Origin of the sequence: Pseudoalteromonas sp. SR45-6 (assembly GCF_014163545.1) — a bacterium.
Lineage (GTDB): Bacteria > Pseudomonadota > Gammaproteobacteria > Enterobacterales > Alteromonadaceae > Pseudoalteromonas > Pseudoalteromonas rhizosphaerae.
The window spans coordinates 12,161-36,012 of record NZ_JACJDM010000050.1; the positions used below are offsets into that span (position 1 = coordinate 12,161).

General features: G+C 37.6%; 19 protein-coding genes and 1 pseudogene. 13 read left to right on the forward strand and 7 right to left on the reverse strand.

Annotation, left to right across the window (positions count from 1 at the left end):
• Nucleotides 1-110: 110 nt before the first annotated feature.
• Nucleotides 111-920, forward strand: coding sequence for a DUF2306 domain-containing protein (locus tag H5158_RS17805; RefSeq protein WP_182740545.1), 810 nt, complete (start codon nucleotides 111-113; stop codon nucleotides 918-920).
• Between the two features lie 49 nt (nucleotides 921-969).
• On the opposite strand, the gene H5158_RS17810 is transcribed toward H5158_RS17805, so the two are convergent.
• Nucleotides 970-2,001, reverse strand: a complete 1,032-nt coding sequence (locus H5158_RS17810) for a metal-dependent hydrolase (protein ID WP_182740546.1) — start codon at nucleotides 1,999-2,001, stop codon at nucleotides 970-972.
• 307 nt (nucleotides 2,002-2,308) lie between these two features.
• Nucleotides 2,309-3,673 (reverse strand): cellulase family glycosylhydrolase, encoded by a 1,365-nt coding sequence (locus tag H5158_RS17815; protein ID WP_182740547.1) that lies wholly within the window; start codon nucleotides 3,671-3,673, stop codon nucleotides 2,309-2,311.
• Nucleotides 3,674-4,143: 470 nt separating this feature from the next.
• Between H5158_RS17815 and H5158_RS17820 the strand changes: the two genes are divergently transcribed.
• The 4 genes from H5158_RS17820 (at nucleotide 4,144) to H5158_RS17835 (ending at nucleotide 9,528) form a co-directional block, all read left to right on the forward strand.
• Nucleotides 4,144-5,865 (forward strand): DUF885 family protein, encoded by a 1,722-nt coding sequence (locus H5158_RS17820; protein ID WP_182719038.1) that lies wholly within the window; start codon nucleotides 4,144-4,146, stop codon nucleotides 5,863-5,865.
• Nucleotides 5,866-6,251: 386 nt separating this feature from the next.
• On the forward strand, nucleotides 6,252-6,632 hold the full coding sequence (locus H5158_RS17825; protein ID WP_182740548.1) for a hypothetical protein: 381 nt from the start codon (nucleotides 6,252-6,254) through the stop codon (nucleotides 6,630-6,632).
• Between the two features lie 172 nt (nucleotides 6,633-6,804).
• The gene (locus H5158_RS17830) at nucleotides 6,805-8,379 is read left to right on the forward strand and encodes a DUF6892 domain-containing protein (protein ID WP_182740549.1); all 1,575 of its coding nucleotides are present in this window, start codon (nucleotides 6,805-6,807) and stop codon (nucleotides 8,377-8,379) included.
• 21 nt (nucleotides 8,380-8,400) lie between these two features.
• Entirely contained in the window at nucleotides 8,401-9,528 is a 1,128-nt protein-coding gene (locus H5158_RS17835) for a hypothetical protein (protein ID WP_182740550.1), read from the forward strand.
• Nucleotides 9,529-9,915: 387 nt separating this feature from the next.
• Here the strand turns inward: H5158_RS17835 and H5158_RS17840 are convergent, their stop codons facing one another.
• The gene (locus tag H5158_RS17840) at nucleotides 9,916-12,024 is read right to left on the reverse strand and encodes a TonB-dependent siderophore receptor (protein ID WP_182740551.1); all 2,109 of its coding nucleotides are present in this window, start codon (nucleotides 12,022-12,024) and stop codon (nucleotides 9,916-9,918) included.
• Between the two features lie 240 nt (nucleotides 12,025-12,264).
• Between H5158_RS17840 and H5158_RS17845 the strand changes: the two genes are divergently transcribed.
• The 7 genes from H5158_RS17845 to H5158_RS17875 all read left to right on the forward strand — a co-directional run bounded on the left by H5158_RS17845 (nucleotide 12,265) and on the right by H5158_RS17875 (nucleotide 17,651).
• Complete coding sequence (locus tag H5158_RS17845) at nucleotides 12,265-12,621, forward strand: ankyrin repeat domain-containing protein (protein ID WP_182719031.1); 357 nt, start codon at nucleotides 12,265-12,267, stop codon at nucleotides 12,619-12,621.
• 453 nt (nucleotides 12,622-13,074) lie between these two features.
• Nucleotides 13,075-14,253 (forward strand): ankyrin repeat domain-containing protein, encoded by a 1,179-nt coding sequence (locus H5158_RS17850; protein ID WP_182740552.1) that lies wholly within the window; start codon nucleotides 13,075-13,077, stop codon nucleotides 14,251-14,253.
• Nucleotides 14,246-14,758: a hypothetical protein gene (locus H5158_RS17855; protein ID WP_182740553.1), complete on the forward strand. Its 513-nt coding sequence runs from the start codon at nucleotides 14,246-14,248 to the stop codon at nucleotides 14,756-14,758. The genes H5158_RS17850 and H5158_RS17855 overlap by 8 nt, the downstream gene beginning before the upstream one ends.
• 14 nt (nucleotides 14,759-14,772) lie before the next feature.
• Nucleotides 14,773-16,065, forward strand: coding sequence for an ankyrin repeat domain-containing protein (locus H5158_RS17860; protein ID WP_182740554.1), 1,293 nt, complete (start codon nucleotides 14,773-14,775; stop codon nucleotides 16,063-16,065).
• A gap of 66 nt (nucleotides 16,066-16,131) precedes the next feature.
• Nucleotides 16,132-16,482, forward strand: coding sequence for a hypothetical protein (locus tag H5158_RS17865; protein WP_182740555.1), 351 nt, complete (start codon nucleotides 16,132-16,134; stop codon nucleotides 16,480-16,482).
• A gap of 32 nt (nucleotides 16,483-16,514) precedes the next feature.
• On the forward strand, nucleotides 16,515-17,078 hold the full coding sequence (locus H5158_RS17870; protein ID WP_182740556.1) for a hypothetical protein: 564 nt from the start codon (nucleotides 16,515-16,517) through the stop codon (nucleotides 17,076-17,078).
• Between the two features lie 69 nt (nucleotides 17,079-17,147).
• Complete coding sequence (locus H5158_RS17875; protein ID WP_182740557.1) at nucleotides 17,148-17,651, forward strand: endonuclease V; 504 nt, start codon at nucleotides 17,148-17,150, stop codon at nucleotides 17,649-17,651.
• Between the two features lie 91 nt (nucleotides 17,652-17,742).
• Here H5158_RS17875 and H5158_RS17880 read toward each other — a convergent pair.
• Nucleotides 17,743-18,079: pseudogene (locus H5158_RS17880) on the reverse strand (hypothetical protein); the annotation flags it as partial.
• A gap of 130 nt (nucleotides 18,080-18,209) precedes the next feature.
• Here H5158_RS17880 and H5158_RS17885 point away from each other — a divergent pair.
• A complete protein-coding gene (locus H5158_RS17885; protein WP_182740558.1) occupies nucleotides 18,210-19,271 on the forward strand; it encodes an SMI1/KNR4 family protein in 1,062 nt (353 codons plus the stop codon).
• Between the two features lie 331 nt (nucleotides 19,272-19,602).
• Here the strand turns inward: H5158_RS17885 and H5158_RS17890 are convergent, their stop codons facing one another.
• From H5158_RS17890 to H5158_RS17900, 3 genes are all read right to left on the reverse strand, one after another.
• Nucleotides 19,603-20,349 carry a DUF1266 domain-containing protein gene (locus H5158_RS17890; protein ID WP_182740559.1) on the reverse strand — a complete coding sequence of 249 codons (747 nt, stop codon included), beginning with the start codon at nucleotides 20,347-20,349 and terminating at the stop codon, nucleotides 19,603-19,605.
• Nucleotides 20,339-22,441, reverse strand: coding sequence for a tetratricopeptide repeat protein (locus tag H5158_RS17895; protein ID WP_182740560.1), 2,103 nt, complete (start codon nucleotides 22,439-22,441; stop codon nucleotides 20,339-20,341). The genes H5158_RS17890 and H5158_RS17895 overlap by 11 nt, the downstream gene beginning before the upstream one ends.
• Nucleotides 22,442-22,484: 43 nt before the next feature.
• The coding region (locus H5158_RS17900; protein WP_182740561.1) for an Hsp70 family protein at nucleotides 22,485-23,852 on the reverse strand (1,368 nt) is incomplete at its 5' end.

Below are 23,852 nucleotides of genomic sequence, written 5' to 3' on the forward strand. Positions count from 1 at the left end.
AACTAACCGTAAAAATTATCCATATATCGTTGCTCAAGTTTCGAATTTGAGAAGTATTCGCCCTGAAAGTCTTTATATTTGGCTATTGAAACGATTTAATGGAAAAGTACATGTTAATGCAAAAAATGAAAACAACCCCAAATAGGCTGCTCGAAAACAGTAAAAAAATATGGTTTATTTGCTTACTAATGGCACAAGGTTGCTTTGTAATTTACCTTATTTTGGGGTATGCCCTGACTAGCGTTACTACAGGTTTATCTGGCTGGGTCCGCTTTAACAATACCGCCTATGTTGCGAGCGACCCCATCGGTAATTTGATCTATGCCACGCATGTGCTACTTGCCGTAGTAATGATAATCGGCGGGAGTTTGCAATTAATCCCCGCAATAAGAGCAAAATATACTAAGTTTCATCGCTATAACGGCCGCGTATTCGTACTGTTAGCTTGTACCATTTCAATCGCAGGAATGTACCTTATGATTGTTAGAGGCACAGTAGGCAACCTGCTAATGCATAGCCTGACAATGTTTGGTGGTGGTATGGTTATTTTATCGAGCATATTTGCAGTGCTGGCTGCTAGAGGGCGTAATATAAATTCGCATCAAATATGGGCAATTCGTTTATACCTTGCAGCAAACGGCGTGCTATTTTTTAGGTTAATAATTTTTGCCTGGTTTTTAACGTTTGGCTCACTCGGGATTGATACTACAACGTTCACAGGCCCAACCGTGTTAGCTGTTAGCGTATGTTCTTATGTGATGCCATTGCTCATTGCTGAACTGGTTAGGTATGCGGGGAAAACATCTAATAAAATGATAACAATCGCCACCGCAGCTTTAATGATGTTGATATCCATTGTATTTTTAGTGGGCTTATTTGGTGTAGTGTTAGCAAATTGGTACCCAGCGATAGTTGGCTAATAGCCACATAATTATTAACAAAATAGAAGGCCTAACCCAGCAATCTATTTCAGGGAGATGTGGGCTCTTTTACGGTAGTTGCTAAATCGATATTTGGGTCAGTAATACGCGCAAAAATAAGCCCGAGCTTATCAAGTGGAAATCGGTTGCTGAGTTGTTGATAAGAACCTGGGATCAACTGCTGATCTTTTTGCTGTGCAACCACAAATGAGAATACATAATAACCTTCAAGGCCCATTCTTAAATCACTCATAATCACTTGTTCATCTTGTTGATAAACACCATAAAGGCCTTTAGTAAATGCTTGCAGTAACTTGATCTGCCTTGCATCATCAAGCTTTGCTAGTAGCGTATTTTCGCTAGGGTAAAATTGCATATCAACGTTGTCTGCGTCATCAAACACAGAGGCATAAATCTCATAATGCCCAAACTCGGTAACGGCCACAGCCCGCCACAACAAGGTATTAAATGGCGTTGGTGTACTTTCAAAGTGCTTAAATATGATATTTTGGGTATTTAGTGCCTGATGTATTTTATCTTCGATATGCCATTTAGCCGCCAACCCCCAAGCTAAATAAAGCGAACTGACGATTAACGCAGCAGTATTTATACGCTGTGCGTAAGGCCGCATCCGCGCCAAGCAAAGCGCTATACAAGAGAGTAACAATGGCAAAGTATACGCAGGATCAATAATAAATATGCTCGATATACCAAAGGGGTAAGTCGTCAGTGGCCACAGCAATTGTGTTCCATAAACGGTAAAACTATCAAGCAATGAGTGAGTACTTAAAATTAAAAATAGAGCGACAGACCAGCGCCGCAACGATACATCTTTTGCCCAATCCATTTTAAGTAAAAGCCATGCAAACAAGGGGCTTACTAACAGCTGTATAAGCAAAGAATGACTAAAACTGCGGTGATAGACAAAGTTTTCGACATCACCACCAAAATTAATGAGCACATCTAAATCAGGTAACGTGCCAAACGCCGCTCCAACTAATAACGACTTACGGCCCAGCTTATTACCTAATACTGTATAAGCAACTGCACTACCAAGCACAACCTGTGTGAGTGAATCCAATGAAAGCCTCTTTTCAAAATCAATTAAAGCATAGACTTATATTGTACTGTTGTAGGTCTTGTGTCGATCTCAATGAGTGATTAGTTTTCTGGAGAAGCTATAAGTTATGTGGATCCGCAAAAGAAAAATCCACCCCAGCTTATCAGCTAGATTTTTAAAACCGCCAATCCAATTACGATTGTATTTTAGTAAAGAGTCAACCCTGACGTCATGAATTCGAAGATTGTCTATAATCCTATTTCTATAAAAATCAATAAAATAGGTAAAGCGACTGCGCTCTACCTATTTATTTAAAAACAAGTATGACTTAGCTGCAACTTTTAACAAATGTCCATGAACTATCACTACCAGGCAGGCTATTTGTATACCAGTTCGCCTTATAAACATTGCCCTGATACTGAATTTGGTCGCCAGCTTCGTTATGTGTGTAAGGGCCTGCAGGATAATGCTTTCTAACCCAATTTGGATACGTTTTTACCTCAGTACAACTTGTTCCTGTTGTAACAGCACAACCCGAGGAATCGACATCAGTACCTTCTGGTGTATTGGGGCATTGATCTTGTACGTCAATTACGCCATCGCCATCTGAGTCTGTAGCCGCACACCCAATAGAATCTACGGGTGTATTCGGCAGTGTGTTAGGGCATTGATCTTGTGAATCAATTACACCATCTTCATCTGAGTCAAGCGGTGCATTATTCATATCCCAATTTAGTAGAATATCTTTTATCTTCTGCCCCGATGCACTTAGTGAATCCCAGCTACCACCAGGAAGAAAGGTTGATGCACCTTCATCTTTGTCATTTAAGGCCCAATTAGCGTGGCTAATAGTATTTGATTTAAGAAAAGCCATCCACGCGTCAGTTTCGTTGCTATTTACACCACCATTACCATCAGCATTGACTGCGCCCCATTCAGTTGCAAATAAAGCAATCCCATTATTTAAAGCCGTCTGCGCCTTATTTCTAAGTGACTCACCATGCGTACCTGCATAAAAATGTAAGGTATAAGCAATATTGTAGCGTTCTATCGGATCTTTTGAGGCAATATCAACATCTTGTGACCAAGTAGGCGTACCAACAATAATTAAATTATCAGGATCTATAGCTCTGATCTTATCAATAACGGTGTTGGCGTAAGGTTTTATATCGTTAGCCCACGATATCTGTAGTGGCTCGTTATAAATTTCATAAATAACGTTGTCGTAGTCGCCATATTTAGTGGCTGCTCGTTCAAAAAACCGGATCGCCATATCAGTGTCGGTATGCGCTTCGTGACTATGAAAATCAATAATGACATACATATCTTCTGCGATTGCTGCATCAACAACTGTATCAAGACGAGTAATATTACCGTCCCAATCGTCATTCAAACTGCCTGAGGTATTTTGTCCGTGACCGATCGCAGCACGAATGATATTAGCGCCAAATTCCTGTTTCGCATTGGCAACCGTTTGCGCGGTATAAAACTTTTCGCCGCCCCAACCTGTATTGCTCCAAAATAAGCTTGAACCAGCAAAGCTCTTTGCCTCATCACCAGCTAATATTTGATTACCACTGACGGTTAACTTTTCAACCGCTGCATAACTTGTAGTGGAACAAGCGAGCAATAATGCCAGTGAAAGGCGCTTGGCTTTATATAGTGTTTTTTTAGGTGTACTTCCAATCGTCATAAAATCGTCCTTAAATTAGGTTACCCATCAGATGTAAACTGATATATCAATAATGTCATTAGCAAAAAACTAACAATACAAAGGTAGTACACTGAAATTATAATACAATAATAAAGAATGATTTACTTTATAAAATAATACTAGCGTAAAAGTAACTAAAAATGACCACTCATAGGCTGTCATCTGCAGGGGGGATACATTCAATAAAAAGCGTGAACGATATACACTTTAGTTTTCGCTAAATACCTTAACCGAAAGCGCTCCATTAATGTTTTAAATATCAATGAGTTGCTCTGTTTGCAACATACTTGCCAATTTTCTCTGTATTGCTGTTCAAGGTCAGCGCATTCATATCGTTAATTTGATACGCTTAACCTATAAAACAATAAATTTTATATAGCTTGGTACGCACTCAAAAAATCACTGCCTACCCTTTATAAAAAACTAACTCGCTAATTATGAGAAACAACATGTATAAAACAAATCTCTTGGCTCTTTCTTTAACTATGGTGTCATTGCCAAGTCTGGCTGATGACAATACCGATTTAAAAAATATTATTGACCAACACTGGCAACATGCAAAAAGCGAAAAAGTATTTTTTCGCACCGACCCCGATGGATGGAAACCCAATGGAAAGCTGGCTCGCTGGAGTGAGCAAGCCATAAGTAAGCGCCAAACTTATAACGACCAAGTGCTGCACAAATTAGCTGCCATTAACCCAAAATCACTCAGTAAAGAACAACTGATGAATTATCGGCTTTTTAAATACGAGCGCGAAACAGAGCAACAAAGTTACCAGTCACTTGATAAGTACTTTCCTATTAACTTTTTAAGCGGCTGGCATACATATTTTGCCGAGGCCCCTGCTAATATGGCGTTTTTAACTACCACCGATTACGACAATTTTTTGGTTAGTTTGAGCGACTACCCACGCTTTAACCAAGAAAACATCAACCTCATGAAAGAAGGCATACAACAAGGCTACACACACTATTGCGAGAGCTTTAAAAATTATCATAAAAGCATCAGTAAACATATCGAAAAAGAGCCACAAAACATTGCCTTGTATGAACCGTTTACACGTATGCCCAACACCTTTAGCCAACAACAAAAAGCAGCCTATCAAGAAAAAGCGAAAGCCCTAATTAGCAATAAGGTGGTTCCTGCTTATCAGCATTTTTATGATTTTTTTGTTGATGATTACATGCCAAATTGCAGAACAGATCCCGGTATTTCAAGCGTTAAAGGCGGGCTTGAATATTATAAGTATGCAGTAAGTTATTACACCACCACACAAGCTACGCCAGAAGAAATTCATGAGCTTGGTCTACAAGAAGTGGCGCGTATTAAAGCTGAAATGCAGGCTATTATTGATTCACTAAACTTTAAGGGTTCGTATGCTGATTTTCTGCAGTTTCTAGCAACTGCTCCACAGTTTTATGCAAAAGACAAACAAGATTTATTAGAAAAAGCCGCTTTCATTACACAAAAAATGTATGGCAAGTTGCCGACCTATTTTGGTCATTTACCACGTAATACGTTTGCTATTAAAGACTCTGCCAGTCGAGGCGCTTTTTATATGCCACCAGCAGATAACCGCTCTGCTGGCACTTACTTTTTAGCTTCAACCCCTTCGTTGCAACCTTTATATAATTTAGAAGCCTTGAGCTTACATGAAGCCATACCAGGGCATCACTTACAAAATGCAATTGCAATGGAACTGGATGTGCCACCATTTCGGCGTACCTTAAGCCATTCAGCATTTGGTGAAGGTTGGGGTCTTTACGCAGAGCGTTTAGGTAAAGAAGCCGGCTTTTATCAAGATCCATACAGTGATTTTGGCAGATTAGGATATGAAATGTGGCGTGCAGTTAGGTTGGTTGTTGATACCGGCATTCATGCATTCGGCTGGAGTCGAGAGCGCGCAATTAACTACCTGAGCGAACATACTGCATTGCCACAAAGTGCCGTAGAAGATCAAATAGATCGTTATATCTCTTGGCCTGCACAAGCGCTTTCTTACAAAATGGGCGAGCTAAAAATACGTGAACTACGTGCAAAAGCTGAAAAAGAACTTGGCGCTGATTTTGACATTCGCAGCTTTCACGACACAGTTATAGGCCAAGGCTCGCTGCCAATTGCAGTACTTGAAGAAGTAATAAATGACTGGATAACGCAACAGCAAAAATAACACCCATTACATTAAATTAATAAGCTATTGCTGAGCTGATATTAGTTAAACAATAGCTTATTATAATCTGCAAGTGTGCTTGCTAGCTCCCCCATGCACAGTTCTAATTTATGCATCCATATAGTTGTATATGGGTTTAGTAAGTTATTGCTTTTATAAAGTTAATCAAAAACATAACACGGCCTGTATATATGGTGTCTATTTATGGCATTACGTTTTAAAATCATCCACCCGATTACAATTGTATTTACTTAATTCAGTAAAGAGTCAGCCCAATTTTGCTATCACTGTTGCTGCATTTTAGGTGCTGCATGAGTCATGAAACGCCTTGCTTAACCTTCCTATTAAATGCCATCTTTAATTGCAACCAAGGCCTCCGACGCATTATGACAACGATTTTTTTAAGTAAATCACAACAAGTCGCACTGCAAAAAGCACTTATCAGTAGTAAGCTGCTAAATAGTAATACTGCAAATAGTGATAGCCCACCATCACTTGAGCAACAAGCGTATAGCCATATCGCCGTCACGCTTTACCGCTTTAATTTACAAAAAATAAAATGGCCCTCTTTTTTAAAAACAGCAATAACTACGGCAACCGACAAATGCCCATGGTTAGCCAACGAACTTGTCAGATGCCAACAAGACTTCCAAGCCAAACCTAATGACGCTGTAATAAGTGAACAAAGTGCATTTATTAATGGTATTTTTAGCGAAGAACTCGCTTATATTGACGCCTTATTTGGAACAGAAGAGCAAGCTGAATAAAGTTTCAATATCAATACAGAAAAATACATATTTTAATTTCTATATTGCCACTTATTTCCAAAATAACTAACAATTACTTTTACTACAGAGATAAGCTATGATTATTTAATATCTAAACTATTTTTCTTTAAAATTAAAAATAGCCTTTTTATTTTTATTAATGAGTATCTATATGTCATTTTTTAAAACGTTTATTCCTGACTTGGATGAACTGGATTTAAATACACAAAAATTAAACAAGTCATTAAAAGATAAGATAAACCGTCGATGGAAAGACACATTTGATAAAGCAACGCTTTTACAACTTTATTCATCACTAATTAAAGAATTAAGATTATTTCGTGAAGGTCAAAGCCAACCTGCGAAATTATATTATTTTTTACAGCTATTTAGTTCATCAGATTATAAAGTTATTTTTGACAAAAAATCTCATCATGCTTTGCTAATGCACACAGAGTTATTAGAGAGTGAGATAGAGCAGCTGTTACTTGAGACCAACACTCAACTGATCCAAAACCCAACGCCTGCAGAGCAAGGTGATTTAAGGGAAATGGTGAGTGATTTAATTTCTTTATATTTTTGTCATCCTTCTTATCACAGTGAAGGATATGACGACTTAAAGCGTATTGGTGGCAACTTAGCATTTAAGTTTTTACGCACTTATCCTTACCAAGATACCAGTAACCTTCTAATCAGTTTATTACCATCAGCTTCAGACCCATTAGAGCAATATACACAATTAATTAATGACATTGTATGTAGCAAACAAAACGATGAAAATCGTGATTTACTACTCTATATTTTAGTTAGCGAAATGATTGGTTTTTATACCGAAAAAAGCGACTTTTTCTATAAAAAATCAAAAGAGGTCTTAAAGTTACTTTCAACTCATATTTCACATTGGAGTGATGACCAAATTGATTACTTTATAACTCAAGGCGTCTTGAATGGCTATAGCATATATCCAACTCCAAAAACTAAGATTGCCGAAATAAAGGGTTATATAAAAAAATTAAATGAAGGTAACTACAAGGCTCAGGTTATCAAAAAACGAGTTAAAGAATATAACCAAGAAATAGCAAATATTGAAAATGACCCTATTGCCTTTATAAATGCGGGCTATAACAAGGCTGCTAAAATTTTAATGGTGAAAAATAATACCATTACATTTTTAGAGAATCTTTCAAAACTTACTCCAGACAGTAAAACAAAAGTACATCTTGATCAACTTATCGCACAGACTTTAGCCCTTAAAAACACACCCAAAGTATTTCCTATTAATAAAACGCCTAAGATCAAATTTAGCGACCTGCATTTTAAGTTACTTGTTATCGAAGAGCTGATGTATAAAAAAAATTTATTAACCCCTAAGTTTGACCTTACCCAGTTTATAGCCCAATACCACCTGCGAGAAATTGATAAAGAGCAAGAAGGGTATGAAGTTATACCTGAGGCACTGGCTTATTTTAAAGGGCTTGATATCTCTGAGGAATTGTTAGCGAAAGTCACTTCGTTGACACAAGATTGCGGTGTCGATGGCGGCGCAGATGTTTATGCTCAGATATGGCCTTTTTGGGATCCAGGCTGTGGAGATGAGGTGTTAAAGGTAAGCAATAAAGCATCAAAAGACTTGCCACTGCTGCCTAACTTACAACAAGTCATCGGTTTAGAGCACAGTAATCCATCAAAAAAATTAATTAGCAGCTTTAAAGAACGCCAGATCCAATTAACTGAACAGGATGTTTAATTTTAATCTCTAGGAGTAATAATGTTTAATTCAGCAGAAGAAATTCACCAGCATATTGGCCAATCAATGTTCGACGCATTACCCGAACAGTGGGATAAAGCTTATTGTGATATCGGCCTGAGTCGAGAAAATACCTGTGGTTTTATGGCAGGGACTTACTATACAGGCGGTGAAGAAAAATTTTATAGTGTAGATATAATCGATGGAGTGTTGAAATATTCTCAGTGTGATGAAGCATTTTATGCACTTTATAAAATGATGAAAAAAGACGAATCAGATATACCTTGGAACAAAGCTCGTTTTGAATTAGAAAGTGATGGTAGTTACGACGTTAAAACTAAGTTTGATGAAGATTATATAATCTACACTGGATTAGATGCTGATGCTGCTGAGTTTGACTCATTGAGTCGCGACTTTCATTTAGCCATAGAATCTTGGGAAGGCTTGCCAGATGATATGCCATGCCCATGGAAAAGGGGCAGTTATGATAAGAGCATATTTTTGCAAGGCAATTCAGATGATCAGCAACAAACTGAATCAGAGCAAGCAATATTATCATCTTATTGGCAACAAGCCGGTGAAATAAACGAAACATTAGAGCTGAGCTTTTTAAATCCTTATTTAGCAGATTACCCTCACTGGCATGGCAGCACGCGAGATATTGTTTTGGTTACACCACCAGAATGGGAAAATCAAATCGTTGCTACAAGTGGCTTATCAAGTCCTGAAGCAGCATTTGAGGTATATCTAGAGACCAATGAACCCATTCAAAGATTCAACAGCTCTTGGCAGATGAACCTAATTCAAACCATTGGCGGTATAATACCCAATATCGATAACTTTAAAGAGCGCCTCAAAAAACACCGTTTTCTTACATTACAATTAGACATGGATGGCGCACCTGAAGAATGGTCAGTAGATCACCCTGACGGTAATATAGGTATGTTTATTGGTTTAGATAATGCGCATATAAATCATGATCATCTTAACTTTTTACCTATAAATATAAAATTAATGCGCCCAGACGAGTTATTGTATTGTTTAGATAAAGCAGCACAAGGCAGAGAGGAAATAGCAGAACTTTATAAGCAGCAAGGCCAAGCAACACTTTCTTGTTTAGATAGAGCCAGTGTTTTACAAAATAACTAATCTGATGTAATGGTCTGCTTCCGATACGGTGTTTATGTGTAATAATTTAATTGTTACACATAAACAAAACCTGCCTTTAATCTGTTGGACTATTTATTTTTAAATAGTTTTAAATTAAAAATAACTCTGTCACTTGGAAACCTGTAGTAACCTGTATTGTCTAAATTAAGCTTAAAGTGATGATAAAATTGGCTTTTCCCAGTCAACTTGATGTTTAGAACCCTTATTCAATGAATTTATTGCTGCCGTGTTACACAAAGTATTGTTTTATGCGGTTTTGTAATATAAGTCACGCAGTTAGCTACAAGTTAGTAAAGCCCAACTGACAATACACACGAGACCATTTAGCCGCAGTAGTACTGCGGCTAAATGGTTTTTTACTATAAATTAAAAGCTATATTCTAAGCTCAGCTTATAATTTACCGGCTCACCGGGTTGAGTCCAAATTGCAGAGTAAGAGTTTGAGTAATATTCTTTATCCAGAACGTTATTCACGTTTAACTGTAAACTCACATCATCATTAACGTTATAAGTTGCAAACAGGTTCACTAGCGTATACGAAGGTAAATAATATGTAGGATCAATCGTTTCACCTAAACGTTCACCTTCATACTGAACAGCTATACCAATAGTCGCATTTAAATCGATTAAGTCATTTAAATCTCTTTTAAGGCGCACATTTGCACTATGTTTAGGGATATTCAGTAATGGGCTGCCTTTTGGCAGTTTTACCCACCAATCTGTATTAACCGTATCGTTTGCTGTTTTTGCATCGATGTAAGTATAGGCAAAATCAAATGAGGTGCGCTCTGTAATATAACCGTGCAAATCAAACTCAGCCCCTTCGCTAGTTACCTCTCCTAATGCTGTCGACACACCCGCTTGCAGATCTGTAGTTAGCATATTGCTTTTTTCGGCGCTAAATACGGTAAAGCTACCATTTAGGGTATCGGTGCTAAATTTAATACCCGCCTCAATAGAGGTTGTGGATTCCGGCTTAAATGCATCACCGTTTATGTCGTAACCGCTGTTTGGCCTAAAACCTTCAGAGTAGCTGGTGTAATATTGTATATCGTCTGAGTAGGCGTACACTAAACCAACCCGTGGACTAAATGTACTTTGGTCACTCTTAGACTGACTTTGATTGATATGGTTATCTATTTGCTGATCAAACCAATCATAACGGCCACCCACTTGCACTTTCCATTGCTCAGTGATGTCGATTTGATCTTGAATATAAACCCCGTAACTGTGCTGTACTTCAGTGCTGTTATATAAAAGTGAGCCTTCGGGTGCTGTTTGCCCATACACAGGGTTATACATATTGATTGCATAGCGCGTATCTTCAAGCGTAGGGCGGTATCTGTACCAGAGTTTATCAAAATCAAACTTGCTGGCGTCGGCACCTATTAATAAATGGTGGGTAAACCCAGCCGCTGTTACACTGCCACTAAGCTCGGTACGCGCAGAAATATTTTTAGTTTGAAAGTCACGCTCGTTATGTTGTCTACTTAAGGTTTCGCCATCAGTAAAATAAACCTGCCGCCCTGGTGCCAGTTCTGCATCGCTCGATTCGCTTATAAATTTAGAGTCGCTATAGCTAAACCCATTTAAAAGCGACCATTGCCCTATTTGGTGCTCAAAGGTAAGTTGATGAGAAATCGCATCAACCTCTGTTGGTTTATCACTTGGTTCACCTAAAAAAGTATCAATGGGTAATGCATCTACCTTTCCGTCTACGGCAACAATACCACGGTCAAACGTCACACTTTGGTCGACATATTCTAGTTCATAATTTAACTTTGTTGTGTCGGAAATTAACCATAATATTGAAGGCGTTATCACCGTTTTTTTATTTTCGTGGTAGTCTCTAAAGCTTTCACTTTCTTCAATCGCGCCGTTTACTCTAAAGGCGAGTTGTTCGGTAATTGCATTAGTGTAGTCGCCTTCACCGCGATAACTTTGCCAACTACCTGCGCTTATTTTTACAGAGCCTTGTTCTTCAAATTGTGGCTTTTTAGTAATAATGTTAATAGTACCACCAGGCTCAGAGCGGCCATAAAGTGCAGAGCCTGGGCCTTTCATCACTTCTACATAATCAATATTACTGGTATCACGGGTGCCGCTAAAACTTCGACCAGATGAAAAGCCATTAATTAAAAAGCCTGAAGGAATATTCTCATCACCTACTAAACCACGTATTGCAAAGCTTTCCCACAATCCACCAAAATCATTTTGTTCAGAAATACTCGGCGTTAAATCAAATATATCTGTGAGTGTGGTCACCCCTGCATCATCAAGGTTTTCTGCAGATATAAATTCAATACTTTGTGGTTGTTCACTTAAAGGCACATCGCCGCGAAAAGCTTGCCTAACACCCGAAACAGCTATTTTCTCAATGCTTGATGACGCCGTAGTTGCGTATACTGAAGGTGATAAAATTGCACTTATCGCAATTGAAAGCGCTGATATTTGGATTCGTTTAATTGTATTCATTCTATCTCTTAGATATAACACAGCTTAATCAATTAAGTTTACACTCAAAAAAATTTTAAATGTAACCTACTAGGCAATTAGCTGAAGATGTAGGCAATAATAGTTATCATTTAGAATTCTATACAAACAAGGCAAAAAACGCTACCCTACTTGAAATAAATATTACAAAGTTATTAAAATACAATTTAAAGAAAAACGAAAATACTAACTTCAGCCAAATTATGGAATAAAATAAATTATATGAATATTTCAGGCAAAACAGAATTAATGTTAAGTATTGAGAATTTAAACCTAGACAAAATTAAGCAGTTCATATACTCCGAATATAAAAGTCTTGCTATAGATGATGAAATGTTTAAAAAAGACAGTACCGGGCGCTCCGCTATATATTATGCTGCTCTGCGAGGAGATGAAGATATCATTTGGTTTTTATTATCACTTCTACCCGGAACCGGTATTTTTTGTAAACGTGGGCAACTATTAGAATCAAAAGATAACCAAGGATTGACCCCAGAGGAGTTTGCTCAAGTAAATGGAAACGATAAAATATATAAGTTACTTTGTTCTGAAAGAATGAGGATCGAGTTTTTCGAATAAATTTCAGACACGCGTTATCAAAATGCCTTGGGCGACTAACTCTTTGTTACTTAAATGAGTATAGGTAAGGGGTTGTAAAAAACGCAGTAGTTTTACTTAATTTTCACTTCCCCACAACATCTTAAACCAAGACGTTTTTATAATCCCAATAAAAATAAACCGCGAAATAAAATACCAAAGCAGGCTGAACAGCACACCAAAATAATTGACAACACCACGAACCGTTCATTCTTAACTCATAATAAGATTAAGTTCATAAACTGCTTGTGTAGTATTGAATTGCACACAAAAATGTAGTGTAACCAATTGAAAATATTTGTAATATATAAATTCATGGAGATGGCAACTTCAGCTCCTGCGCGGCTTACTCGCTTTCTCATCATGCTATTTCTTGCTAGTATAAAAATATTAATAACACGTTATACGCTACACTCATAATCGACAAGGAAAGATATGTCAGAATCATTTATTAAAGCATGCGCTGACGGTAATCGCCGTATTGCTCAGTTGCTCTTATCACAAGAAAAAGACCTTGATCCTAATTATACTAATTCGCACGGCTGTACAGCATTGCACTATGCATCGGCTAACGGATACGTTGATATAATGTCCGAGCTATTGGAAAGTGGAGCAAAAATTGACTATGAAGATCATCAAGGTAGGACCGCTTTATTTATGGCTATAAAGGCTCGACAAAAGCCGGCAGCAGAATTGCTACTTGAACTCGGAGCCCGTCCTGACATTAGTGATTACCAAGGTAATAGTCTACTTCACCTAATCGCCATAACAGGCCAAAATGCGTTATTAAGCCCTTTAATTGATGCCGGATTAGATATCAATTTAACCAATACAAATTCAGACAGTCCATTATTACTGGCGGTTAGTAATCGAAAACGTGATGTTGTAAGCAATTTATTAGATCAAGGCGCCGATATTGACCACAGTGACAAAAATGGTAATAACGCGTTATTGATAGCAACAGCATTAATCAATAAACCCTTAGTCACTTTGCTACTAGAACATGGTAGCGATATAAATATCGCTAATGACGATGGCTATACACCGTTATTCATTGCCTGCACTAAACACAACAATATGCTTGTTAAATACCTGCTAGAGCAAGGTGCTGATCCGCTTATCGAATCTAATGAAGGCGTATCGTCTATTTGGCTTGCGTGTGCTAATAACCAAAAAGATATCGTCTCGGCATTTTTAAATGCAGGCGTCGATGTAAATTACAGTAAAAATACCAATAAAGAGTTTGTACTCAATTCATATTTAGACTTAGTTATCGAACAACTAAATTATAGTAATGATAACTATCATGCAATTAGCTGTGAAGGCGAAAGCCTAATACATGTTGCAGCTAAACAAGGTCACTTAAGTATGATTAAGCTATTACTTGAGAAAGAGGCTGATATTGATGCACTTGATGCCGCAGGTAGTAGCGCATTACATTATGCTGCGGTAGGCGGTAAAAAAGATATAGTGAAAGAATTAATAAAACACGGTTGCGATACATTGATTTATAACAAAGCTGAACAACAAGCTATTGATTATAGTAATCAAAAAGGGTTTAACGAAATCACCGAAATGTTATTAATAGCAAAACAGGCGCAACAAAATGGATAGAAAAGAACGCCCATTACTTGAAATAATCGCACGCGATATGAAAAAAGGTTATTGGAAAGCCGCCGATGCTGCACGCTACGCACCCATGCTATTTCCTCAAGTAGAACCCAGTGACCATGTTCGTAAAGCGGTTGCTGCGATTGCTCTGCAACAATCTCGCGCAGAGCAACTTAAAGCCCTTCAAGCACTCGTGATAAAAGAGCGTAGCAGTAAAGATTTCCTTAAAGAGTTTGAAACACTGCTTAATAACAAACGTGATCGGCTAATGCCTGCAACCGACCAAGACAAAGACAGTAGCCACTTTCGCGATATTATTATGATGCTACTAGCGACAAACTTTGCATCACAAAAAAGCAGCGTTACTATAACCGCAGATTTAAGTGATTTGTATCAACGTATTTATCCTCAACAAACCGATGAATTTAGCACCGATTCCAGTGCTGAAGCCGTAGTGACTGAATATATAATGGGTGCCCTATTAAAACTCGCGCCTGATATAATTTAAAGCAAGGATGATTAATGACATTGCAGCAAGCACTCGAGTCGAAGGATTTTAATCTCGCCACACAAATAGCAAAAATCCTCAGCGATAGCGAAATTATACAAGTATTGAATGAGACGTTTGTTTTACAAAATCTACATGCCTATTGGCTTGCCTTGGATTTTTGGCTGCTATTAGATGAAAAAAATATCGTGTCGCTCGATTTGCTAAAAAATATGGGGGACGAGGAGGAAGTCGATTTTAATAACATTGATATTGAAAGTCTCATCAATTCAACAACCGAAAAACCAAAACTGAAAGTCGATCAAAAAAAATCATTTCCACTGCTAATATTAGAAAATGAATTAAGGTACTTTGAACATAAAAGCGAAGAAGAATGTGCCATATTAGTTAAATTTATAAACGCTTGTAGAAATTTAAATGCCAAAGGGGGAAAATTATTAACACAAGCGCTTTCACCTAACACACCACTGTCGATTCTCGATGCCTTAATTGAAAAGGGGTGTGACCCTATGTACGAGAATAACGCTCAACAAAACTTTCTTTTTAATATAGTGAAATGGCGTAAACAAGTAGACATAGATACGTTTAAAAAATATCTAACCTATTTTATAGACCAAGGATTAGATATTAATCACCGTGATGTAATAGACGAAACCCCTATCATTGCTTTAATTAAATCAGGTGAAGCAACACAGCGTATAGACGTTATGATCGAGTTAGGCGCTGATATACATATTCAAAAAACGGATATTGATGGCTTTGATTTATTAGAAATAGCAGTTACAAGTTACACTCCCGATTTTGTGAGTGCTTTACTTAAGCATGGACTCGCTTTTGATTATGAAAAACAAGATAGAGAAGGCCATAGTGTATTATTTCGCTTTACAGACCATGGGGTTAGAAAAGATCAATTAACGCTATTTTCTTTATTACTACAGGGACAGCCTGATCTTTATCAGATTAATCACGACAGTAGATGTGAAAAGCATTACTCTACCCCAATGGAAAATTTAGTAACAGAAGCACACCCAGACGCATTAAAACTGGCGTTAGCTATGCTTCGACCAGACATCAACCAAACCGATGAGGAAGGTAACACACCTTTACACCTTGCTGCATCTAATTATGTACATGAAGCAGCCCGAGCGGTTGTTAATTTAGAACGAATAAAAATACTTATAGCGTATGGGGCTGATGTCAACACACTAAACAACAAGGAACAAACACCTGCAGCTTGTGCCAGTGATGATGATAAAAAGGCCGATATACTGGCATTTTTATTAGCAAAAGAACACCAAGCAAAGTGAAATACGAGATCTATAACTAAATAATAGTAATATTCGTATCCGAAGCTGATCATTAAGGATAAAAAGATGATAAAGCGTTTTCTAAGCTTACTTGTTTTATGCCCCTTACCTTTAATTGCTTGTCAATGGCAACCTGATGACTTAATAGGAAGCTACCGAAGTTTGGGGCACTCCTATTTTGATACCTTTGCACTAGAGAGAGAAGGTATATTTCATTCGTGGTTACACCAAAGGCCTGCAATAACGGCAAAGTGGCAACTTGATAAAAATTGTATATTGGTAATACGCAGTGAGCACTTAACACACCCAATCAAGCTCACCTTAATTGCATTAACAGCCAATAAAGCAGTGTTTAGTGATGGTCAAACTAAACAGCACTATCAACGCTTAAGTGCACAACAAGAAACAGACAAGTAAATTAACCCTAGCCACTAATTTAGAGATAACGAATGAGATTGACCAATTTAAAACACCTGAGTCTGTACTTAATTGTGCTATTTAATATATTTGCTTTTCAAAGCCATGCCTCTGAGCCTGCTATTTTTTCAAAATACAGCAAAGCGTTAACCTTAGTTGATCAAAATCCTGAGCTATATCGGTATCGTTTCAACGGGCCAATTACAATACGTGGACTACTCGTAATTCAGCTTGATATGGCAAGCCCAGCTCAAGCAAGCGGCGATATTATCGACATACGTATCATTCCAACCCGATTAGCACGCAATAAGTTGCCCGCAGTTATTAATGGCCGTTATACATCGGCGATTGAGGCTATTTTTATACGTTTATCAGCTCCCCAATTAGACGAACTATTTGCAGGTAAAGAAAACTGGCAACGTTTAAGCCATGGTACAGAAAGACTTATAAAGCAACCCGTAGAAGTCACATTTAATGATTTTAGCGTATCGGTAGAATGCGACAGCCGCACCTACACCGCAACCATTAACACCATAGCAGCTATAACAGATAAGCGAGTCGCTGCATTATCTAAGCTTGATATAAGCGGCTGTTAAGCCGCCTTAAATTAAAGCCGTGATTATTAATAAAGCACTACGACACATATAATTTAACAGGAGTACACATTGATTTTTGCCATTGATTGCCAATATTACGACGACACAGCTATTGCTGCCGGTATCTTATTTGAAAACTGGCACGACGAAGAAATAACAGCAAAGCAAGTTAACACCATTGAAAATATTGCCCCCTATGAACCTGGGCAGTTTTACAAACGAGAGCTTCCTTGTATTTTATCGGTATTAAAATCTTTAGAGACTCAACCTGATATCATCATTGTTGATGGGTATGTCACTTTAAGTCGTGAACAAAAACCAGGTCTAGGTATGCATCTTTACGAAGCCCTTGACCGAAAAATCCCCGTCATTGGTGTGGCTAAGCGTTCATTTGTAGATACGCCAGAAGAGGCTGGAGTTTTACGTGGAAAAAGCGAAAACCCACTTTATATAAGTAGTGCAGGCATTGATCTTGAGCAAGCAAAAGCGCATATACAGCAAATGCATGGTAAAAACCGCCACCCAACCTTATTAAAATACGTTGACCAGCTAGCTAGAGGCATTGTTACCTAAAACGAATAGCAAAGGTGTGGATGTAAAAACTGTGTAAATCCCCGTTAGATATAGGGAACTAATTGCTCCTTAAATTCTATTATAGTAAGGATCAGATCCTGAGAGAGCCATACAGTTTTGATCTAAGCGACAAGCACTCACGGCAAACCTTATTTAATTGCTGAAGTGCTTTTGAAAAGATTCTCAGTTTTATATTATAGCCAAATTTTTCAAAGTATTGCGCCCCCAGACTAAAGCCAGACAGCACTTTTCTATTTTTTAACGCGATCAATAACGTGACATTCAAGTGGCCTTTTTCATAGCAACGACAATGAGGTAAATAATAGCCATGACTGCGAAGCACCTTTAGTATATTTCAAGCTTACGCTGCTGCGAATAGCTTTTCCTCGAAGGTTATTCTTCTTTCTTTGTTTACGTTTTGATTTAAAAAAACTGCACACAACAATTGATTCTAAGCGACCTAACTTCTTTGATGCATATTTAGACTTGATACAAAGCTATATACGAATCATTTTTTTAGATAGACTATCAAGCATCTTTACAAGGAGGAAAATATAGATGCAATTTATAGACCCTTTTCCAGTCAAATGCGAGTTTTGTCAACACTTAGCTTATTATCCGTTAACCCCGCTTAAGGCTGAAAAAGCAGCCTGTACAGCTTGCAAAAAAGTTTTACGGCAGACACCTCGTGATCTTCGTAGATCCAGCCGTAAACATGGAATTGAAATTTGGCCTACAGCTCTTATATTTGAAGTTATGCTGCAGTTCGATATTGACTATGATTTGGTTAGCGACGATGAACTTAATGAGGAAACAACCCTATCAACATTTATTGAACTAATGCAAAGAGCTGATCCAAGTATTTCCGCGCGTGACCTACTTAACTTTGATATGTTAGACACTGCTCGCTCTACCTGTAATGAAGAACAATTACTAACGCTAAAGCTGGAGGAGCTGTCTTTACTGTCTCATCCTAAAGAGCCGTTACCAGACAATAATTCTCTTGCAGATCCAAATGTCAAAGGCATTGAGAAAAGTGAACTGCAAACGATGTATAAACAGCGTCGAAAAGCACGACAAACCCAAGATAAACTTACCCCGCGTCCTTCAGCTGAAGAATCCACCGTTGAAGTTAAGGCCCCTAATGCTAATAAATACTCTAACTTTTGGCAAAAACAAAGCGAAGAAAACCACGCGGATATAGATAAGCCATTAACCGATGAGGAAATTCAAAATACTGTGAATAATTTGGGATATACGCTACCCATACTCTATATACAGTTAATGAAAATACAAAATGGTGGCTATCCACAAAACACGCTCATTCAACTCGATGAAGAAAAACCATCTAACTATAGTATCAGCGAGTTTATTAGGCTAGATTCTATCGCTGCAGAAAGTGAATATATGAGAAACGAATGGGGTTATCCTGATATCGGGCTATATATTTGTAATTGCCCTTCGGCAGGGCACCACTTGGTTGCTTTAGATTACACTGAGTGCGGGCCTACAGGTGAGCCTACAGTGGTACATGTCGATCAAGAAAATGACTTTAAAATAACCATACTTGCTACAACTTTTGAGCAGTTCATTAGTGAACTACAATATGATGAAGATTAACCTCATGAAAAGTGTTATTACTTTAAAAGACTCTAACACTTTTTTGTATAACTAGCTTTTTAGATTGAGACACTATCAGCTCGCTGAGTGTGGTTTATGTTATTGGATTTACCTTTTGAGTTAATCTAGAACAAGCAAATTTAATGCAGTGCGCGCTACTTTAGCGCCCTCTATATTTTTTCAGCATTAATTAACTCAATAAGTAATTGACTATAAGATCTAGGGCTTTAACGTATAAAGTCAAGATTTTATCTCTTTGGTTTTGTTACTAGTACGGGTTTACATGTTGTAATAAAAGCCACGTTAAGTGGCTTTTATTACAATGTTAGCGCTACAGGTCTATTTGCCAGTTGAGTTGACACCAAGGGTGGTTATCGTCAGCTAAAATTGATGTCAATTCTTCGATATCTAGCTTAATCTCTTGTTTTACTTCGAAAGCATCAGGGTAGCGTTCTGGTGGACCATCCATAGGTTTATCGAGTTTTACACCCACCCAAGTTAAGCGCCCTACTATGTGACTCATGGCTAACTCTTGCCAATCAGTAAATAATTGTTGCGCAATTTTACCTAGCACTAGCAAATAATACCAAGTTTCTTGTTCTGTAATTAAACCCGTAGTATACGCACACCGGCATAGAAATGCAGAACGACCCACATCAAAACCTTTAATCCCACAGTCAGATAATGAAACATTATGCTTTTGAGCCCATCCACTAACCATATATTCATTACTGTTTTTATCGTTGTTTCGATTCAAGTAAAAGTGTTCAATAAATAAATCATAACGCACACTTTCAATCAAACGGCTCATAAACTCGCTGCTACGAGCTGTATCTAAAAAAATATTTAATGTTTCAACTAAATCAGCTTTAGTATGTATACCATAACTATTTTTTAATACTTTTACATTGCCATTAATAATCGCTTGTAGTGGGTACGTTTCACTCTTATGTAATAAGCAATCCAGTGAGTAGCCATTTTGCATCGATAAGTAGCCAGACAAACTGATTAACCAGCGCTTTTGCTCATCGGTTAACGATTGGCTTTGCAGCATTAAGTCTTCTAGATTATTGTCCATCAACTCTCTCCTTTGTATCTTGCAATTGCTGGCATAAGGCTGTGCGCTGCTGTGCATAAGGTAGCCCTTGTTCGATAAGTTCTTCACAGCACTTAATAGCTGAATTTAAAGAATGAACGGCATATGGATGAGTATTATATTCGTGGGCAGCTTGTTGAAATGCAGCTAAAGCCGTGTCGTATTGGTTTAACTCTAAAAGTGCGCACCCTTTAAAATAATATGCTTGTGGTGCTGCACGTAAACCTTTAATCGCTATATCAGCTAACATGATGCAGGTGTCAAAGTCTTGCTGGTCAAACGCGGCCTCCAAAAACTTTAAACAATCACGCGGGTTGTAAAGCATAAGTTGTTTAATTTCTTTTATATAATTAAGTACGTTACGTTGAAAATCATCAACAACACTTGTATCCGCATAAGCAACTAATTCGGTGTCACGAATATATAATATAGCCAGTGCAAAAATTTGCAGTGATTCAGTATGCCCAAGAGATTCTACTGGGCGCCTCACTGAATCGTCTTCTCGGGTTAGCTCAAGTATGTCCATTTCTTGCTCTGAGTAACAACGTGGTTTTGTTGAACCAGGGAAAAAATCCGTTTTATAGAAATCCTGAAAACTAGCAATATGCTCTTGTAATGTATCAACTAAAACTTCATATGTGATTAAATCGTAGCAATATCTTAATAAATCAACAACTAATGGCCATCCCCACAGCTGGCGTTGATTGTATAAATCAATAAACACTAAAAACTCAGAGTAGGCTTCTTCAAAACGGTGTAATTTACATAAGCAAAGCGCTTGTAAATAATTCGCTTGTTCTACAAATATCGGTTTGTATTGCTCGGTGATTGACAACGCATCCTGATATCGTCCATTTTCATACAGTAAGGTCGCAATTTTTATCGCGTTTTTAGCTTCATCAGCTCTCAACTCTCGAATATATCCGCGTCTTGCTGTAATTAATGCAACTTCAAGCTCCATATCACCAATAGCAGCTAGTTTTGCATCTAAATAAAGATATGCCTTTTCATAATTATTAAGCTTTAAATAACATAAACCAATATATTTGAACATTACCTTAGTACACAGTACGCGGTAATTATGTTCTTGCTTTAAATAAAGTGCGAGTGCAGCCTCATAATTTTTTAATTTATACTCAGCATGTGCTTGGTAATTTAACAGATCTTCCTCTGTTTGTGGAATTGTCAGAGGTTCAAGTATACGTTTAATGGCGCTATAGCTATTAAGCGTCCATAAATACTTAACTATATAATTATAAAGGGGAAAGTCATTTTTAAACTCAGGTCCAATTTGTTCAGCAACATTTTCTAAATCTTCTGTAGTCAATGTGTCGTATAAACATTTATCTTCAATATAGTTACGTATTTCAAGATGGCGTTGAAGATTTTTAAAATCAACATGTTCTGAAATACCGACCACTAAACCGTCATGTATTCTCTTTGGTAACGTTTTTATATAACCCGACAATGCAACCGCAATTTGACGCGTAGTATCATCGCCACTGATAGATAAGCTACCAGAAATACTTAAACTGGTATCTAAAAATGTCCAGATATTTTCAGGTAAAAAATAGTGTTTAGACAAAAAGTCGAGTAAGTTGACAGTCAACGCATTACTTTGATTAACATCCCAAAATATCGGCGCCGCGAACAACATTTTCCATTGTTCTAAATTGTGCCTAACTGAAATATCACTATAAAGCTGTGTTAAGGCAAGGTTGAGTTGGGATATTGTTTTAATAGTTGAAAATTCAACGAGTTCGTCGTCATCAGTCTCGTGATTGGAGCTAGGTGGTGGCTCCGAAAAAACTTCATCCTGTGTGTCTTCAATATCAGTATCTAGTTGCGGCTGAAATGCTTTAAGTGATGCATCGTGCCAACTAGCTGAATTATCATTTGCATCATCATCACTTTTTGAGATTTCTTCTAGTGCTTGATCATACGCTTTACGTAACGCTTTAAACTCTTCAGGGAATTCTGTTGGCGGAGTTTGTTTTAGTAACTGCGTATAAGCTAATTTTATAGCCCGCTTATCTTTAGTTGGTTCAATACCTAATAGTATCCAATGGTACATTTAGTTTACTCTTATGTTGTGGGCACAAATAATAGAATGCATGTTAATAAGAAATATTCAAAAACATTTTTATACGCTCTTTGGCAGCGTCAATTTTATGATTATCATGGGTTTCTAACGCGCGATCAAAAAGCCCAATGCTTTCACCAACCTTTCTACGTTTATCACCTAAGCTCTCTTGAAACATGCGATCGAGCTTTGCTTTAAAAGCAGTATTGGCAAGTTTATTTTTTGGGAGTATTTTTAAAGCTTGCAGTCTTGAAAATTGCTCTTGCAATTGATTTTGGTCAAGCTCTTTCACGTTCTCACCAACATAAGTACGATAGGTTTTTTCAGAATCCTTGTTTTTAACTTCCACTTCAATCACACCATTGAGATCATAAGTGTAAGTTATATAAAAAGACTGAATTTTGTTCAAAGGTTCAAGTGTAATGTCTAATGTACCCATTAATACATTATCTTTAGGTAGGTAATTTTCACCTTGATAAATGTTAATCAAAACACTTTCTTGACTTGGATGTCTAGAAAATAAAGAGCGCGTTTCACTGACCGGGATCGTAGAGTTACGCTCAATAATGGGTAAAAACTCAGGTTGGTTATGCTCGTTAGATATCTCAACGCCCAGTGTAAATGGGCAAACATCAGTCATGATTACATCTTTGAGCTGAATATTACGCTCGTTCATACTTGCTTGAATGGCAGCCCCAATAGCAATAGCATGATCTGGGTTGTATTGGATTTGTGTAATACGCGAAAATACATGATTAATTTGTTGACGAAAAATAGGCATGCGGGTCGCACCGCCGACAAAGATAAGACCTGCAATATCATCCATCGATAATTTTGCATCAGACATCGCTCTATGAATAGGAAACTTAATACGCTCAATTAAATCATGACAAATATGGCCGAAATCGTCTTCACTTAGGGTATAAGTTAAAACATCGCCTTTGTATTCAAAATCAAAACTGGCAGAGTCATCTATGGTTAGCTGACATTTTAATTGATCACATAAAGACCATATATTTCTTCGCTCACTTTTGGCTAGACGGTACGGTTGGATATCATTTTTGCCAAATACATCGTCGACAATAGCTTGGGTAAAGTCATTACCACCGAGGTAATTATCGCCTCCAGAGGCGTGAATCTCAAAAATGTCATTAAACACTTCAATAACTGATACATCAAATGTTCCACCACCGAGATCAAGCACTAAATAAGTGTTATCTGAATCTTTATTATCTAATCCATATGCAAGGGCTGCCGCGGTTGGCTCGTTAATTAAGCGCTCAACCGTTAAACCAGCAAGTGAAGCCGCCTGCTGTGTTGCTTGTCGTTGTTTATTATTAAAGTAGGCCGGTACTGAAATAACAGCTTCAGTAATGGGTTGTTGTAAATATACTTCAGCTTG